10 protein-coding genes and 1 pseudogene are annotated in these 14,479 nt (G+C 56.5%); 4 read left to right on the plus strand and 7 right to left on the minus strand.

Annotated elements, in window-relative coordinates:
• Position 1: 1 nt before the first annotated feature.
• Positions 2-970: a FecR domain-containing protein gene (locus tag ERE07_RS05495; protein ID WP_209021097.1), complete on the plus strand. Its 969-nt coding sequence runs from the start codon at positions 2-4 to the stop codon at positions 968-970.
• Positions 971-1,039: 69 nt separating this feature from the next.
• Positions 1,040-3,481 (plus strand): TonB-dependent siderophore receptor, encoded by a 2,442-nt coding sequence (locus tag ERE07_RS05500; RefSeq protein ID WP_130007821.1) that lies wholly within the window; start codon positions 1,040-1,042, stop codon positions 3,479-3,481.
• Between the two features lie 61 nt (positions 3,482-3,542).
• Here the strand turns inward: ERE07_RS05500 and ERE07_RS05505 are convergent, their stop codons facing one another.
• On the minus strand, positions 3,543-4,469 hold the full coding sequence (locus tag ERE07_RS05505; RefSeq protein ID WP_130007822.1) for a LysR family transcriptional regulator: 927 nt from the start codon (positions 4,467-4,469) through the stop codon (positions 3,543-3,545).
• 98 nt (positions 4,470-4,567) lie between these two features.
• Between ERE07_RS05505 and ERE07_RS05510 the strand changes: the two are divergent.
• Positions 4,568-5,662 (plus strand): annotated as a pseudogene (locus ERE07_RS05510) (MFS transporter); the annotation flags it as partial.
• Here ERE07_RS05510 and ERE07_RS05515 read toward each other — a convergent pair.
• From ERE07_RS05515 to ERE07_RS05530, 4 genes are read right to left on the minus strand one after another with little or no spacing between them, the layout of a single operon-like run.
• Complete coding sequence (locus tag ERE07_RS05515; RefSeq protein ID WP_245153476.1) at positions 5,642-7,024, minus strand: MmgE/PrpD family protein; 1,383 nt, start codon at positions 7,022-7,024, stop codon at positions 5,642-5,644. The pseudogene ERE07_RS05510 and the gene ERE07_RS05515 overlap by 21 nt on opposite strands.
• Positions 7,011-9,137, minus strand: coding sequence for an acetate--CoA ligase family protein (locus ERE07_RS05520; RefSeq protein WP_209021098.1), 2,127 nt, complete (start codon positions 9,135-9,137; stop codon positions 7,011-7,013). Before ERE07_RS05520 ends, ERE07_RS05515 begins: the two co-directional genes overlap by 14 nt.
• Positions 9,138-9,142: 5 nt before the next feature.
• Positions 9,143-9,958 (minus strand): enoyl-CoA hydratase/isomerase family protein, encoded by an 816-nt coding sequence (locus ERE07_RS05525; RefSeq protein ID WP_130007825.1) that lies wholly within the window; start codon positions 9,956-9,958, stop codon positions 9,143-9,145.
• A gap of 32 nt (positions 9,959-9,990) precedes the next feature.
• A complete protein-coding gene (locus tag ERE07_RS05530; protein WP_130008288.1) occupies positions 9,991-10,938 on the minus strand; it encodes a Bug family tripartite tricarboxylate transporter substrate binding protein in 948 nt (315 codons plus the stop codon).
• A 195-nt stretch (positions 10,939-11,133) separates the two neighbouring features.
• Here ERE07_RS05530 and ERE07_RS05535 point away from each other — a divergent pair, with 195 nt between their 5' ends.
• Complete coding sequence (locus ERE07_RS05535) at positions 11,134-11,910, plus strand: IclR family transcriptional regulator (protein WP_130007826.1); 777 nt, start codon at positions 11,134-11,136, stop codon at positions 11,908-11,910.
• 39 nt (positions 11,911-11,949) lie between these two features.
• On the opposite strand, the gene ERE07_RS05540 is transcribed toward ERE07_RS05535, so the two are convergent.
• Together ERE07_RS05540 and ERE07_RS05545 are read right to left on the minus strand one after the other, a co-directional pair.
• Positions 11,950-13,431, minus strand: a complete 1,482-nt coding sequence (locus ERE07_RS05540) for a surface lipoprotein assembly modifier (RefSeq protein WP_130007827.1) — start codon at positions 13,429-13,431, stop codon at positions 11,950-11,952.
• A gap of 206 nt (positions 13,432-13,637) precedes the next feature.
• Positions 13,638-14,429 (minus strand): Slam-dependent surface lipoprotein, encoded by a 792-nt coding sequence (locus ERE07_RS05545; RefSeq protein ID WP_130007828.1) that lies wholly within the window; start codon positions 14,427-14,429, stop codon positions 13,638-13,640.
• Positions 14,430-14,479: the final 50 nt, after the last annotated feature.

Below are 14,479 nucleotides of genomic sequence, written 5' to 3' on the forward strand. Positions count from 1 at the left end.
CATGCGCTCGGCACCCACCATTTCACCCGGCGTTCTGGAACAAGCGGCTGAATGGCTGGTCAGACTCAATTCCAGCACAGTCTCCGATCAGGATCATCTTGCCTGCGAGCGCTGGCGCCGTGCGGCCCCAGAGCATGCGCTCGCCTGGGCTCGGGCTGAGTTGTTGATGAACAAGCTGGACAGCGTGCCGCCCAGGCTGGCGATGCCTGCTCTGGACAGGCCGCATTGTGCGGACCGCCGAGCCGCAATGCTCAAGCTAGCCAGCGTGCTGGCGCTGCTGCCGACAGGTTGGCTGGGGTTGCAGTTCGCAGACGACAAAGGGTGGATGGCTGATTACCACACCGGTACAGGTGTCCGCCGCAGCGTTCAGTTGGCTGATGGTTCGTCCATTCAGCTCAATACCGCGACCTCTATCGATGTGCAGTTCAGCCCCACTGAACGAACGGTTTTACTGCGTCACGGTGAAATCCTGGTCCAAACCGCGCCAGATACCGCCGCGGCGAACCGACCCTTTCGTGTTCGGACGGCGCAAGGGCTGATCGAAGCTTTAGGTACCCGGTTCAGCGTACGCCAGCATGAGGCGCTGACTGAGGTGGCCGTATTCGAACATGCGGTGCGCATAGAACCCAGTCAAGGATCGACTTCTGCCTACCTTACCCTGGATACCGGACACACTGTCAGCTTCACCAACAAGCGAGCCAATAACGTAACGAGTCTAGCCATCGGATCGGGCGCCTGGATTCACGGGATGTTGATGGTCGATCGCATGCGCCTGCGAGACTTCATCGCCGAGCTTGCGCGATATCGAGGCGGCCTCGTTCGATGCGACCCCGCTGTCGCCGACATCCGAATATCCGGAACCTTTCCAATGGACGATACCGACATGGCGCTTGCCATGCTCGCTGCGACCTATCCCGTCACTGTCCGCAGGCGGTTGCGCGGTTACTGGGTGACATTGGAGCAAGGGTGATACTTTTTTCGATCTCAGCTGGCAAAGAGAATGAAACCCTCAATTTGACCAGCGAAGGACCGATACCTCATGTCTGCACCACCATATCGCGAGCATCCGCTCAACCGGGCCGTTCGGGCCTCCGTTATGACCGCCTTCCTGATGGCGGGCCTTGCCCATGGCACCCACGCTTTCTCAGCCCAATCCGCCGTCCTGGACGCTGTGCAGCAAAAGCATTTCGATATCCCTGCTGGACCACTTGGTCAGACATTATCCCGTTTTGCTCTGGAAGAGAAAATTGCGCTTTCTTTCGAACCAGCGCTCACTAATGGGCGGCAAAGCCCGGGCGTATCGGGTAATCTGACCGCCCGGCAGGCAGCGACAAGATTATTGGCCGGCAGCGGCCTGGAGCTCGTCGCACGCGGGGATGGCAGCTATTCACTCAGGGAAACACCGGTCGCCAGCAATAGCGCGGAGGTTACGTCGCTGGCAGCGGTACGGGTCGCGGGCCATGTGGATTTAAGCGGCACCACCGAGGGCACTGGGTCCTATGCGGCAACGCGCACCAACACAGCTACGAAGCTGGCATTGTCGCCGCGCGAAACGCCGCAAACCGTCACGGTGGTGACGCGGCAGCAAATGGACGACTTCGCGATGACCTCGGTGGACGATGCACTGGAAGCAACCAGCGGCGTGTTTGTCTATAACCGGAGCAACAACGGAAGCGCCTACTACAGCCGGGGTTTCAGCTTGCAATCCCAGTATGACGGCGTACCGAACCCGATCGGCATCAGCGAATTCAACCGCGTTCCACCCATCGACAACGCCTTTCTTGATCGCGTGGAGGTACTGCAAGGCCCCTCTGGCTTACTGAGCGGAGCGGGTGATCCTGGCGGTACGGTCAACCTGATTCGCAAGCGCCCCACCGATACATTTCAGGCACAAGCCGAAGTGCAACTCGGCTCATGGGACCAAAAGCGTCTTGTTGGCGACGTATCCGGACCGCTCACAGAATCAGGCCATGTCCGAGGCCGCCTGGTCGCAGTCGTGGACAATAACGATTCATTCATCGATTATGTTTATAACAACCGCCGCGGCGTCTACGGCATACTCGAAGCCGATCTCACCCCCACCACCACGTTGACGACCAGCTTCCAGTATCAGCGGGACAAAGGCCGCATGCACTCGGGCGTACCGCTTGGGCCAGATGGCAGCGACCTGGGCTGGCGCCGCTCGATTTATTTTGGCAACCCCGACGCCCAAAGTATCAAGGAATACAAGCTCTACACCTTGAGCCTGGAGCAAAGACTCCCGGCAGACTGGTTAATGAAAGCCACATACAGTCGCAATGAAACCGACGTAAACAATACCAAAGGAAGCTGGGCCTGGGGCAATCTGGACGTCGCCATGGGCGACGGTCTATCGCTGAACCAATACAAGTCTCTGCGCAGAAACTTCAACTCGGATTCATTCGACGTTTATGCATCCGGGCCTGTTACGCTGCTGGGGCGTCAGCATGAGCTTGCGTTTGGGTTCAACGGGTCAACGATGAAAGATGACAGCCTGAACACCGGAAACGTCCCGACACCGATCAATGTGTACCACTTTGATCCCCACGCGTTACCTGAGCCAGTTCTGGGCACACCGTCTCCCTCCGAAGGCAAGACTCAACAATATGGTGCCTTTGCCGTTGGCCGATTCAATTTATCTGATTCACTCAAGCTGATCGCCGGTGCTCGCGTTAGCTCATATGAGCAGCGAAACCTGCTTACCGACGAAACAAACCAGAAAGAGAACGGCGTTGTCTCGCCTTACGCAGGGCTGGTCTACGATATCAACAAGCAGCTCTCTGCTTATGCCAGCTATTCCGATATCTTCAAGCCGCAGAGTCAAAAAAGCGCGGACGGCGATACCCTCGAACCCGTGGTTGGCGCCAACTACGAGATAGGGTTGAAAGGAGAATTGTTCGATGGTGCGCTGAATGCCGCTGTGGCGCTATTCCGCCTGGAGCAGACCAATCTGGCCAGACTGGATGACTCCGTGCCTCCGGATCCAGGCAATGCCTGCGGTGGATCCTGCTATATTGCCGCCGATAAGATTGTGAGCCAAGGCGCTGATGTGAGCGTGAATGGAGAAATTCTCTCCGGATGGAACGTTGCGGCGGGCTACACCTACGTGTCCAGCAAGTATGCCTCTGGCACCAATAAAGGCGAGCATTACATGCGCTCGCTTCCGCGGCACAGCCTACGTCTGGCAAGCAGCTACAAACTGCCTGACACACGCTGGACTATCGGTGGCAACCTCCGTGTGTTCAGCGAGCTGGATAACATGGGTTCCGACTACGGTATTCACCGGGGCGGAATGGCGCTGGTTGGGCTAACGGCCAAATACCAGATCAGCTCGCAAGCAGAGGTCACTCTTGTGGTGGACAATCTGTTTGATCGACGATACTACGCAACAGTGGACAGTCTGTACTACTCCCCGTTTGGCGAGCCGCGCAGGATATCGGCCAATCTGCGATACAGGTTCTAATGCCTCGGCGGTATTGTCCATTTCGTTCACGCGCGACGCTCGGGGCTGCCGGCCTATGGTTTCAGGTTTGCTGCGCCGGATCCCCGTGCGTACGCCGCAGCAAGGCATCGACAAAGGTTCGAACTGCCGGCCCGAAAGGACTGTCGGTTCGATGCATGAGATAGGCCCTGCCCTTGGTTTCTCCCTCGGCGCCGAACTCCGCGATTGATAAGCGTACAAGACGCCCGTTGGCTAAATCTTCGTTGACCATCCACAGGGGCAGGTTGCCCCAACCTATGCCCATGCGAATCAGCGCGTGCTTGGTGGCGTTGTCGCTGACACGCCATGTACCAGGCGACAGCACCGCAAAATCACGCCCTTCTGTGAGGGACGAAGGATCCTCGCCGACGATCTGGATATGATCCGCAAGCTGCTCCGTTGTGATCTGCTCCTGATTTGAAGCGAGCATCGCCATAGGATGGCCGGCGGCTACGACTGCGACGCGACGCACATACAAAAGGGCCTGCCGCTCGATCGCGGGATCAGGAAGTTCAATGCTGCTGATTGCCAATGCCGCCCGGCGCTCGCGCAACGCGAGCACGGCTTCGCCGAGCGAGGCTGTTTGTACCCGTATCATCACAGACGGGTAAGTGTCATGAACATCTTTCAACGCTTGGCTGGCCAGTTCAAGCGGAAACTGTGGATCGAGCGCCACAGTAAACCCGAGCTCGACACCTTCCCCAAGACCACGCGCCCTGGCCCGCATCTTGTCGACTTTCAGAACAATGCCCCGGACGTCGGAAAGCAATAGACGTCCCTCTGGCGTCAGTACGGGCCGGTGCCCCGAACGATCAAACAAGAGCACACCGAGTTGCGCCTCCAGTCCGGCTATTGCATGGCTGACCGCCGACTGCACACGCATCAATCTTGCCGCTGCCGCACGGAAGCTGCCCGTCTCTGCAACAGCGATGAACATACGCATCTGATCAAGCGTCAGCGCATCGAGCATGATCGATCCTTTAGATCAAGTTGAGCAATATTTTATCAATTATATAAATCAACTTTGGCTGTCATCATGGTTGCCTGCCTTGAACCCGGAGTTCCCAGATGAGCCATACCCGCCAGACGTCCGACCATTCACCATGGCCAACCATTCTCGTGATTGTGGGCGCTGGCATCCTCGCTGCCTGTCAGGTAGGCAAAGTGCCCATGGCGCTATCACAGGTGCAGCAGGACCTTGGCCTGGACCTGCCCACCGTTTCATGGTTGATTTCAGCTTTTGCAGTGGTTGGTGCAGCAGCAGGCATCATTACTGGATTTGCTGCGGATCGGATCGGCCCCAAGCGAATGGCATTGGTGGGGCTTGTAATTCTGGCAGTGGGTTCGGGTATGGGCACCTTTTCAGGCGGTGCATCCAGCCTGGTTGTGGCCCGCATTGTGGAAGGTGTCGGTTTTCTTGGCGTAGTCGTTGCCGCCCCAACCCTGATTGCCCTGTTTACGCCTGCCCATCACACCGCACGAGCTATGGCCATATGGGCCACGTTCATGCCAGTAGGCCTGACGCTCGTCATGCTGGCCGCACCGATACTGAACCTACTCTCGTGGCGAGGCTTCTGGGCGCTCAATGCGCTCTTGCTGGCCGCATATACGGTGCTTTTTGGCTATGTTGTCAAAAGCCAAGCTGTACGCACCGTGCAACAGCGGCCCATTTTGAACGATGTCGGAGAAACAATGCGCGCATCGGGGCCATGGCTGCTTGGCGGTTTGTTCGCCGCATTTGCGGCAGCCTACTTCGCGGTATTCGGTTTTCTGCCCGCCTATCTCTCGGAACGTCTGACGGTCAGCGCCGCGACCGCCAGCATGCTTAGCGCCGTGGCAATCGCAGTGAGCGCCGCAGGCAATATCGCCGGAGGACTACTGCGTGCCCGCGGTTATCGCCCGACACAGCTGCTATACGCAGGATTCAGCATAATGGCCATATGCGCCATTGGCATATTCAATGCCGCGACGCCCGCAATACTGATCATCGTGCTGTGCGGGCTTTTTTCTCTTGCCGGAGGCGTGATTCCAGTTGTGCTTCTCGCAAGTGCGCCCCACTCCGCCCCTCGCCCAGCACTCGTGGGTGCCACAATGGGTTTTATCATGCAAGGCAACAACATCGGTTTGCTGATCGGCCCCACTTTAACCGGCTGGGCGGTCGCCAAAATGGGGTGGCCAGCCGTTGCATATCTGGTTGTGATCTTTGTGTGTGTTGCCTTCCTGCACATTCCAAAGGCGAGCCAAAAGCTGCATCGCTCCCTCGCTGCCAATGACTGAACCCGCAAGCTCGGCGAATTTTTGATCCAATTCGCGATCAGTCAGCGGTGACTCAGGGTCACCTTTACGTACAGGCTGAAAATAGACCAGACACTGCCCATTGTTGAGTTCAAACGCTATCCTGGCCGCACGGTCTCGAGGAAATTTACGGTCTATCTCCGTATCTACCGCCGTTGTAATTCGACTCATCAGCTCGCGCGTCGCGGTGCATGCGATACGCTCGGCAGAATAAGCATTCAATCGTACATCGCCATAGATGAGCGCAGTCGCCACCATGTACTTCACGCTGAATCGAGCTTCACCTGCTGTGGTGGGATCCTCGTGACAAGCAATGTCCAGCGCGGGCTGGTAGGTATCGATGTGTATATGACGGATATCGTCCGGATCGACACCGTACAGGCGTTTCAACGCCAAGACGCCATCAATCGCTGGAAACACGTGCCCGCAACCCACGTGGTTTTTCACGGTAAGCCTTGTGATGTGGAAATCCTTGCCAAAGGTATCAGCAACGCCTGACCAAGACGGCCCATCGCTCATCGCTTGCCCCAATCCCGCTTCGCCTTCCAGGATATCCAACGACCCCGTGATGCCTTGGCGGGCAAGCTGCGCGGCCAAAACCCCCGCCTCTGCGGCTCGCCCGGGGTGCAGAGGCTTGGACATCGAATCCCTGCGAAACGCCTGTTGAAGTCCTGCAGAGAAAGTTGCGACAGTCGCCAATGCATGGGCAAATGAAACAGCATCTAATCGGTAAGTGGCGGCGGCCGCTGCTGTCGCACCAAAGGCTCCTATTGTGCCGGTGTTATGCCAGTAGTGATAATGCGCGCGTCCCATCACTATCCCTATCCGCGTGGACACTTCATACCCAATGATCACGCTATGCAGAAAGTCCACCCCAGATATGCCAGTCTCTTGTGCTGTGGCAAGCGCGGCAGCAATGGTGGCAGCGCCGGGGTGATACATAGCATCGCGAAAACTATCATCCAACTCTGCCGCATGCGCCGCCGCGCCATTTAACAACGCCGCTGTTCGCGTAGTCGCGCGTCGACCCAGAACGAGGTAGGAATGGCCGCGATCCAAGTCGTCCGCAACGGACTGTTCCAACAATCGCACAATTTTTGTCTGCGTCCCCGGAAGCGCGGAAGCGTACCAATCGATGACCGCCCGCTTGGCATGATGTACGACTGCGTCGGGAATCGGTTTGCGCAATAGCGCAAGCGCCTCCTGAGCCAGTGTCTCAACCGCATACATACGAATTCTCGCATTTGACCGGTTGGGACATCTGGAGGACGGCGATTCCATCTGCCGCCTTCACCCCCTGCCCTTGTGGCAGGATAAACAACGGGTTGATTTCCGCCTCAACCAGATGCACTCCCATCTGGACAACCATGCAGGAAAAGGCAACGATGGCGTCAGCAAGAGCTTGCACGTCAGCTTTAGGGCGACCACGATAGCCATCTAACAGAGGCCAGGTTTTCAGTTCGCGCATCATACTGAAAGCATCCTGACGATCCAATCCTCCCTGCGCCGGGAGCAAGCGCATTGTCGTGTCCTTAAAAAGTTCAGCCGTCACGCCGCCCATGCCGAGCAGGATGGCATCCCCCACCGGATCTCGATGAAAGCCAAGAATCAGTTCTACGCCGCCGCTCACCATCTCCTGCACCAAATAGCGCTCCGGCGCTTTGCCGGTATGTGCTAGAACCTTTTCCCTCATGGCCTGCAGTTGCTCAGGCATCTGCTGCGCAGTCACGCCTACTACAACGCCACCCACTTCGCTCTTGTGCGCAATGTCGCGAGACAGAAGTTTGAGTACGACGTGAGGACCTAGCGCCTCTGCTGCAGTCTGTGCCGTTTCGACATCGTCGACGACAGTCTCTCGAACTGACGAAATCCCGAAACAAGAAAACAGCTGCTTGGCTTGCGCTTCGTCCAGCGGCCCATCTTCGAACTTCGGCATGGTTATATGATCGGTCATTATGGGCACCGGAATTGAATCATTCTGATGCGCCACTTTCCACATCGCTTCCAGCGCGGCAGCACAGCTTTCTGGCTCGGTAAAGGCGGGCACTCCCCGCTGATTGAGCAACGCTGTGATGTGCGGTGCATATGGGCTCACATAAGCAATCACCGGCTTGGTGCTGTCCTGCAAGCAATCACGAATCGCGCTGGCCATCAAATCAGGAACGGCAAGGCTTGACGAGCCCACAATAATACCAATGGCGCCGTAACCGTCACTCTCCAGTACCGCACGAATCGCACCGCGCAGTAAATCCGGCCGCAAGCCCGCGAGTGTGACATCAATGGGATTTCGGTCCAGTGCTGCATGGTCGCCGGTCTGCAGCGCCCGTAGCCGGGCCGCCGTGTCTGGATCGGGCGGTGGTGTCTCGAATCCATTGAGCCCGAGCGCATCCGACACCAACGTCCCAGCTCCGCCCGTCGAAGTCAGAATAGCGATGCGGCGACTTTGAAGCACTCGGCCCGCCGAGAGCGCCGCGGGAATATCCAGCAAATCACTGAATCTTTCTGCGCGGATGATGCCCGTCTGTTTGAACAAGGCTTCGTATACATTGTCAGCTCCGGCCATGGCACCAGTATGAGACACCGCAGCGCGAGCGCCCGACTCCGATCGCCCTACCTTGAATGCAACGACCGGCTTTCCCGCGCGGGCGGCTTTTATGACAGCTTCCTGGAACCTAGCCGGATGGCGGATCGTTTCAATATATAGTGCGATAACTTTTGTAGTAGCGTCTTCAGCCAAATAGCTAACGAAATCCGACAGATCCAGGTCGACTTCATTGCTTGTCGAGATCAGCGTGGACAGTCCTATGCCGCGTGCCGCAGCACGCGACAGCAAAGAACCCACGATCCCGCCACTTTGTGACACGACTCCGATTGAACCGACGGGAAAAAAATCCATCTCCAATGCACTACTGGCAGACAAAGGAATATTTCTTGTGAGATTCACTAGCCCTATTGTGTTCGGGCCAAGAATACGCATCGGGCCTGCCGCCTTCAACAACTCCTCCTGACGCTGTGCCCCTGTCGCACCAGCTTCCGCGTAGCCGCTTGCCAGCACAATGGCGGCAGCGGTGCCACGCATAGAAAGTTCGTGGACAGCGAGATGCGCACGTTGCGCGCCCAGCAGCACAATACCAACATCCGGTGTTTCGGGCAGTGAGGCAATATCCGGGTAGCATTTGAGGCCGTCTATTTCATCAACTTTTGGATTGACTGGATAGACTGCGCCATCAAAACCATGCTTGCGCAAATAGGCAACAGGCCTTCCCGAAGTCTTGGTCGGATCGGCCGAAGCCCCGATGATGGCAACGCTACGAGGATTAACCAAGCGGGAAATCGCATCCATATCGTTCAAACCTTTCCCGTCGTTGCAACAGCACGGCGTTCATCTCTTTGTTTCAAAAACGCCCGCACCGACTCACGATGCTCGTGCGAGGTATAGCAAACAGCCTGTGCCTGACTGCCCTGTGCCAAAACCTGGCTGGCACTCAGCTCAAAGGTCTGGTTCAAAATCGCCTTACCCAATGCCAGGGCGGTAGCGGAGCCCCCGCTCACTTCCTCTGCCCAACGCCACGCGGCAGGCAGAAGTGCTTCAGATTCAACAACGCGATCTGCGATACCCAGTTGCAGGGCTTCACGTGCGTCCAGACGACGGCCACTAAAGATCAGATCTTTCGCCGTAGGCAAACCAACCCGGCGCGGCAACAAGTAGAGCCCCCCACCATCAGGAATCAGGCCACGATTGATATAAGACCAAGCGAATGTCGCCGCCTCACTGGCAAGCACAAAATCACAACTGATCGCCGTATCCGCGCCCAGCCCGGACGCTGCACCATTGACTGCCGCAATGGTGGGCTTGGGCATGGAGTGCAATAGCGATACACATTGATGAACGCGCTGCTGCCGTGTCCATCCGTTGAAGCCAACTTGGCCAGGCTCCGCCTGCATGCGTGCTTCCATGCCTTCTACGTCGCCTCCGGCGCAGAAACCCTTTCCGGTACCCGTGAGCACTACGGCGCGAACATCCCGGTTAGACGCTACCTCCTGCAAAACGGCCAGATATTCGCTGCGCATCTCATCACTGAACGCGTTGCGCTTTTCTGGTCGGTTCAAATAAATGGTCGCAATGCCAGACTGTATATCCAGTTTGATGAGTTCATTGATCATGGAAAATCCTAAAATTCTGACTATTGACTGCGTCAATTCAGGGTAATGTTGCTTGACGCAACCACGTCGGCCCAGCGACTCTGTTCCTGCGTCACATACTTATCCAGGTCTTCTGGAGTGCCCGGCGTAACCATCAGGCCTTCATGTTGAACCTTACTGGTGAACGCATCGGATTGCGCAGCGGCGGTTGCTGCCTTATTCAGACGGGCGATCACCTCGGGGGGTGTGCCAGCAGGTACATACAATCCATACCAACTATCCAGCACATAAGCGTCAAGACCTTCTTCAGCAATAGTAGGAAGATCAGGCAGAGCAGGAGAGCGTTCCGCCGTCGTTACGGCCAATGCACGCAAAGTGCCAGCCTGAAGCGATGAGCCTACGGCAGCAGCAGTACCAAACATCATGTCGACATGCCCACCCAACAAATCATTGAGCGCTGGACCAGCCCCACGATACGGAATGTGCGACATATCGACCTTGCCGAGCTTCTCCAGCAATTCGCCTGCCAGATGCGCTGAAGTGCCCACACCTTGTGAAGCATACGTCACCTTGCCTGGGTCTTTCTTTGCTGCCTCAATAACATCCTGAACGGACTTGAAAGGACTGTCTGGCCGAACAACAAGTACGCTGGGAGAATGGCCCACCAATATGACCGGCGCGAAAGCCTTATCCGTGTCATAGGGCATGTTCGTACGAAGACTGGGGTTGATGGCGTGCGCGAATGTTGCCATCAGCAGGGTATAACCATCTGGTTTGCTGCGCGCGACATCTTCCGAACCTATTGTGGTACCCGCCCCCGGCTTGTTTTCAACGATGACGGGTTGGCCAAGTTCCCGAGACATGCCATCGCCAAGAAGCCGAGATATAAGATCAGTACCACCGCCAGGGGCAAACGGCACAATAATGCGTACAGCGCGCTCAGGAAATGCCGCTGACGCGGGTACCGAAAATCCAACGCAAGCCGCTGTCGCCATGACCATGGCGAGAAACCGGCTTGCAGATGAAAAAAAGCTTTTTTTCACTTTTATCTCCTCTCAGAATAGTTATGGCACCGCGGCTGAATATCCATGCCGCCGACCGCTAAGTGATGTTTTTCAGTGTAGGGGCTAAACTACAGCTCGATGCAGCTCTAATTTCACTGTATGGAATTAAAACCCCCGACAAGAGAGTGTCTGATGGCCAGGAAAGAAGAACTCCAACGACTAGCACTACCCGCACAAAATCGCTCTTTGGAGCGCGGGATAGAGATTCTTCGGGCGTTCCGTCCCGGTGCAGGTTTATTGGGGAACAGTGAGCTTGCAGATCGTACGCACCTTTCTCCCGCAACAGTCAGCCGGCTCACCCAGACACTTGTGCGCGCCGGCATGCTTGACTATGACCATCGCGAACGTGCTTACCGGTTAGCTGCACCATTGCTTAGCCTCGGGCAGGCGATGCGGGCCGGTTCCCCTCTGTTGCAAACTGCGGCACCGTTGATGCGTGCAACTGCCGAAACGCTCAAGATCAATGTCGGCCTGGCAACCCGAGACCGCGATGAAATGGTTTATCTGGAATCTGTACGCTACAACCGCAAGGTGTCGTTACGTAATGTCGTTGCGGGATTGCGTGTACCCATTGAGCTGACATCGCTTGGCCGCGCCTATCTCGCTGTTGTGTCCGAGGCGGAGCGCCATGCCATTATGGCGCATCTCAGGGCTCGTCGTTCAAGCGGATGGGACGTATTGGAGGTCGATATAGAAACTGCCGTGAAGAGCGTGGCCATCCACGGCTACTGTATCGCCTCTTGGCAGCCCGAAGTCGTGGCGCTGGCTACACCTCTTGTATTCGCGAACCATCCAATCCATGTTCTGAATGTCAGCGTCGCTGGTGGAGGATCGCAAGCAAAGGTTGAGCAAAGGCTATATCGACCGCTACTGAAACTCGCGGAACTGATCATGAGTAATGTAGTGTAGAAACACTCGTACACTGTATCGAGACCAACGTCTAATTATCTACGTTGCATATTCCAGCTTCACCGAAACTTCGTTGCGGTCATAGGAATACAGCCAACCCACGTTGCTTCTTACTTTATGGTGACGCAGCGTCAAGCTTGGTACAAAGCCGGCGACTTTCCAGCGCTCTGCGGTAAGCACCATGGTGTAGCCTTGTTCGTTATCGTGGCGGCGCGCCTCAAGCAACGGGTTATATGCACCGTAGCGACGGTATCGATAGCTGGCAAAAGCGGTGGCGGTATACCCCTGTGCCTGGAACGCTGAACCCACGCGCATTCCTGTTTGCTGATAGCGCTGCACATCAGCCCTGGCGCGGCTAGCTTCAGCATCGAGCCCAGCAAAGAGCGTGACGCCAGAAGCCGTGCTCCGGAAGTAAGTCGCGTAGAGGCTGAGGGCGGCGCCATCGAAATACTGTGCGTAGGCGTTCTGGCGATAACGCGTGATTTGATAGTCACCTTCCATCTTGATCATCGAGCGATCGCTGGGCGTTGATCTCCATTCCGCATGCAGGCCCCAGGTATCGTAGAGTGCGCGCTTTCCCCATTGATAATGCGTGACGGCCGGACCCACCAAGATCTGTTGACCAGCATCGCGATAGCTATAACCCGCCTGTGCAGATATCGAGGCTTCGTTGTATTGTGTGTGATGGCGATACCGTGTGGCATCTGCCTGCGCGCGCAGATAAAGGCCATGATGCTGTTTAAGTGGAAAGCGCCGCTGCAGGCTAGCCTCGACGTCTGAACCGAACGCCTTGATCTGTTTGGGAAGCTCGCGTTCTATATAGCACACGCCCGAATCGCCCGGCACAAGACAAGTGCGGCTAGCCGAACTCCGGTTGATGTTATCTGACCAGCGCGAGCCGACCGATAGCGTACTGGTCCATGCCCTACGTTTTTCGAGTGCTGCCAGATAGGTTGCAATGGTTCTTCGAACGCCTGCTGCGTTGATATCGGCCGAGCCAATCGCCCTGTATATTTCGGAAAACGCCTGCTCGGCCTCCCGTTCCTTGGCATTTTCAAACATGACACGAGCCAGTTCCAAACGCGCAGGCAGAAAGTCCGGCTGCAAGTATAAAAGCGCCCTGAACTCAGCCTCAGCCAGCTCCAATTGGCCGTGCGCACGAGCAAGTGCCCCTTGCGCATAATGTACGAGCAGCGGGTCTTGATCAGGCAACTGCACATACTCTGCCAAAAAGGACTGTGCCGTTGGCCACTGATGATGCTGCAACGAAAGATAAAGCGCTTGACCGAGATCGCTGGCATTCCGCTCAACGGCATACGTTTGTTCATCGGCCCTCAGACCAGGCGTTTTTCCAGAAGCCTCGACTTCAGCCTCTTGCAATAGCCCACGCTCCTGTTCAAAGGCTTGTCGTTCGATACGCTGCTGCTGTAAGCGGCGGGTGTCATCGCGCTCGATCGCGGCAGCCTGGTTTGTGAGTACGACCCCAGAAAACAAAAGAATGAGCAGGTAGTATCGATCCATGGAAAATGAGCCTGTTGAATGCCAGGAACAACGAGATCCTGTCGCCTGGAGCTACGCATGCCGCCAAGCCAAACGCACGATGAAGCTGAATAAAACAAGGGCCTGCCGAAACAAGCCCTTGTTCAAGGAAATTGCAGCCGGACTATCAGTACATCGAGATATGATCCCCTAAGCGCCCAGAAGCAAAGCCTTTGTTAGTAGCGGAATCAGCGGTTTTTTGTGCCGCCAAACGCTGTGTCGCGATTACGGTCAGCGAACTTCACCACGCCGGCTACCGCGGCTGCGCCTGTTCCAAAGAACTTGCCTTCCAGATCACCGCCAGTACCACCGCTGCTGGCGACGGTTACCCGAGAAGCTGTCAGACGTACGTCACGATCGACGGTTTTGATAGCGCCCCCGCTGAAACCGATATCGCCGCGCGAGCTTGCAGCGCCAGTGGCAAAATTGGCCGTAAGCGTGCTGGTAGGCAGATCATTGCCGGTGTAGTTGTTGATGGATCGTATGGTGTACCGAACTGGCGAGCCCGTAGGCAGCGTGCTGGCAACGTCGCTGTTCTCGCCGACATACCAAACCGTATGCGTACCCGGCGCCTTGGTGCCGACAGCGCCCGTTGGGGACTCTGCGTTCCATTCGCCAAACCAGATATCATGGCTGCCTACCTGAGAGAACGACCAAACGCCGAGTTTGCTGTGATCTCCCCGTTGACCGGGCCCAGGTGCACCACGACTGACGAGTAGTCGGCCACTATAGCTATAAACCCCGTTGCCATCTCGGTATTCGGGATTTGCAAAGTGAGAGGTCGACGCGTATGCCCCCCGCAATTGCCCGTCAACGCCAGCGCCAGGCTTGCCCTGATCATTTAACGGGTAAGTTGAAGCACCGACACGCACGCCACCAGGGTCGGAATGGCTCACGCCGCCAACGACTTCAGCTTGTGCCACGCTGCCTATGCCCGCAATGGCAAATGCAAGAACTGCTAATTTGAGTGTGTGATTCATGATGAAATCCCTTATTAGGACCTTGAAAACAGGACACATCTTTCATGAGC

The sequence above is a fragment of the Allopusillimonas ginsengisoli genome, from assembly GCF_004153455.1.
Lineage (GTDB): Bacteria > Pseudomonadota > Gammaproteobacteria > Burkholderiales > Burkholderiaceae_B > Allopusillimonas > Allopusillimonas ginsengisoli.

What these genes read in the sequence shown, in the direction of transcription:
- ERE07_RS05495 (WP_209021097.1), top strand. Translation starts at nt 2, where the DNA reads ATGCGCTCGGCACCCACCATTTCACCCGGCGTTCTGGAACAAGCGGCT.
- ERE07_RS05500 (WP_130007821.1), top strand. Translation starts at nt 1,040, where the DNA reads ATGTCTGCACCACCATATCGCGAGCATCCGCTCAACCGGGCCGTTCGG.
- ERE07_RS05505 (WP_130007822.1), bottom strand. Translation starts at nt 4,469, where the DNA reads ATGCTCGATGCGCTGACGCTTGATCAGATGCGTATGTTCATCGCTGTT.
- ERE07_RS05515 (WP_245153476.1), bottom strand. Translation starts at nt 7,024, where the DNA reads ATGTATGCGGTTGAGACACTGGCTCAGGAGGCGCTTGCGCTATTGCGC.
- ERE07_RS05520 (WP_209021098.1), bottom strand. Translation starts at nt 9,137, where the DNA reads ATGGATGCGATTTCCCGCTTGGTTAATCCTCGTAGCGTTGCCATCATC.
- ERE07_RS05525 (WP_130007825.1), bottom strand. Translation starts at nt 9,958, where the DNA reads ATGATCAATGAACTCATCAAACTGGATATACAGTCTGGCATTGCGACC.
- ERE07_RS05530 (WP_130008288.1), bottom strand. Translation starts at nt 10,938, where the DNA reads ATGGTCATGGCGACAGCGGCTTGCGTTGGATTTTCGGTACCCGCGTCA.
- ERE07_RS05535 (WP_130007826.1), top strand. Translation starts at nt 11,134, where the DNA reads ATGGCCAGGAAAGAAGAACTCCAACGACTAGCACTACCCGCACAAAAT.
- ERE07_RS05540 (WP_130007827.1), bottom strand. Translation starts at nt 13,431, where the DNA reads ATGGATCGATACTACCTGCTCATTCTTTTGTTTTCTGGGGTCGTACTC.
- ERE07_RS05545 (WP_130007828.1), bottom strand. Translation starts at nt 14,429, where the DNA reads ATGAATCACACACTCAAATTAGCAGTTCTTGCATTTGCCATTGCGGGC.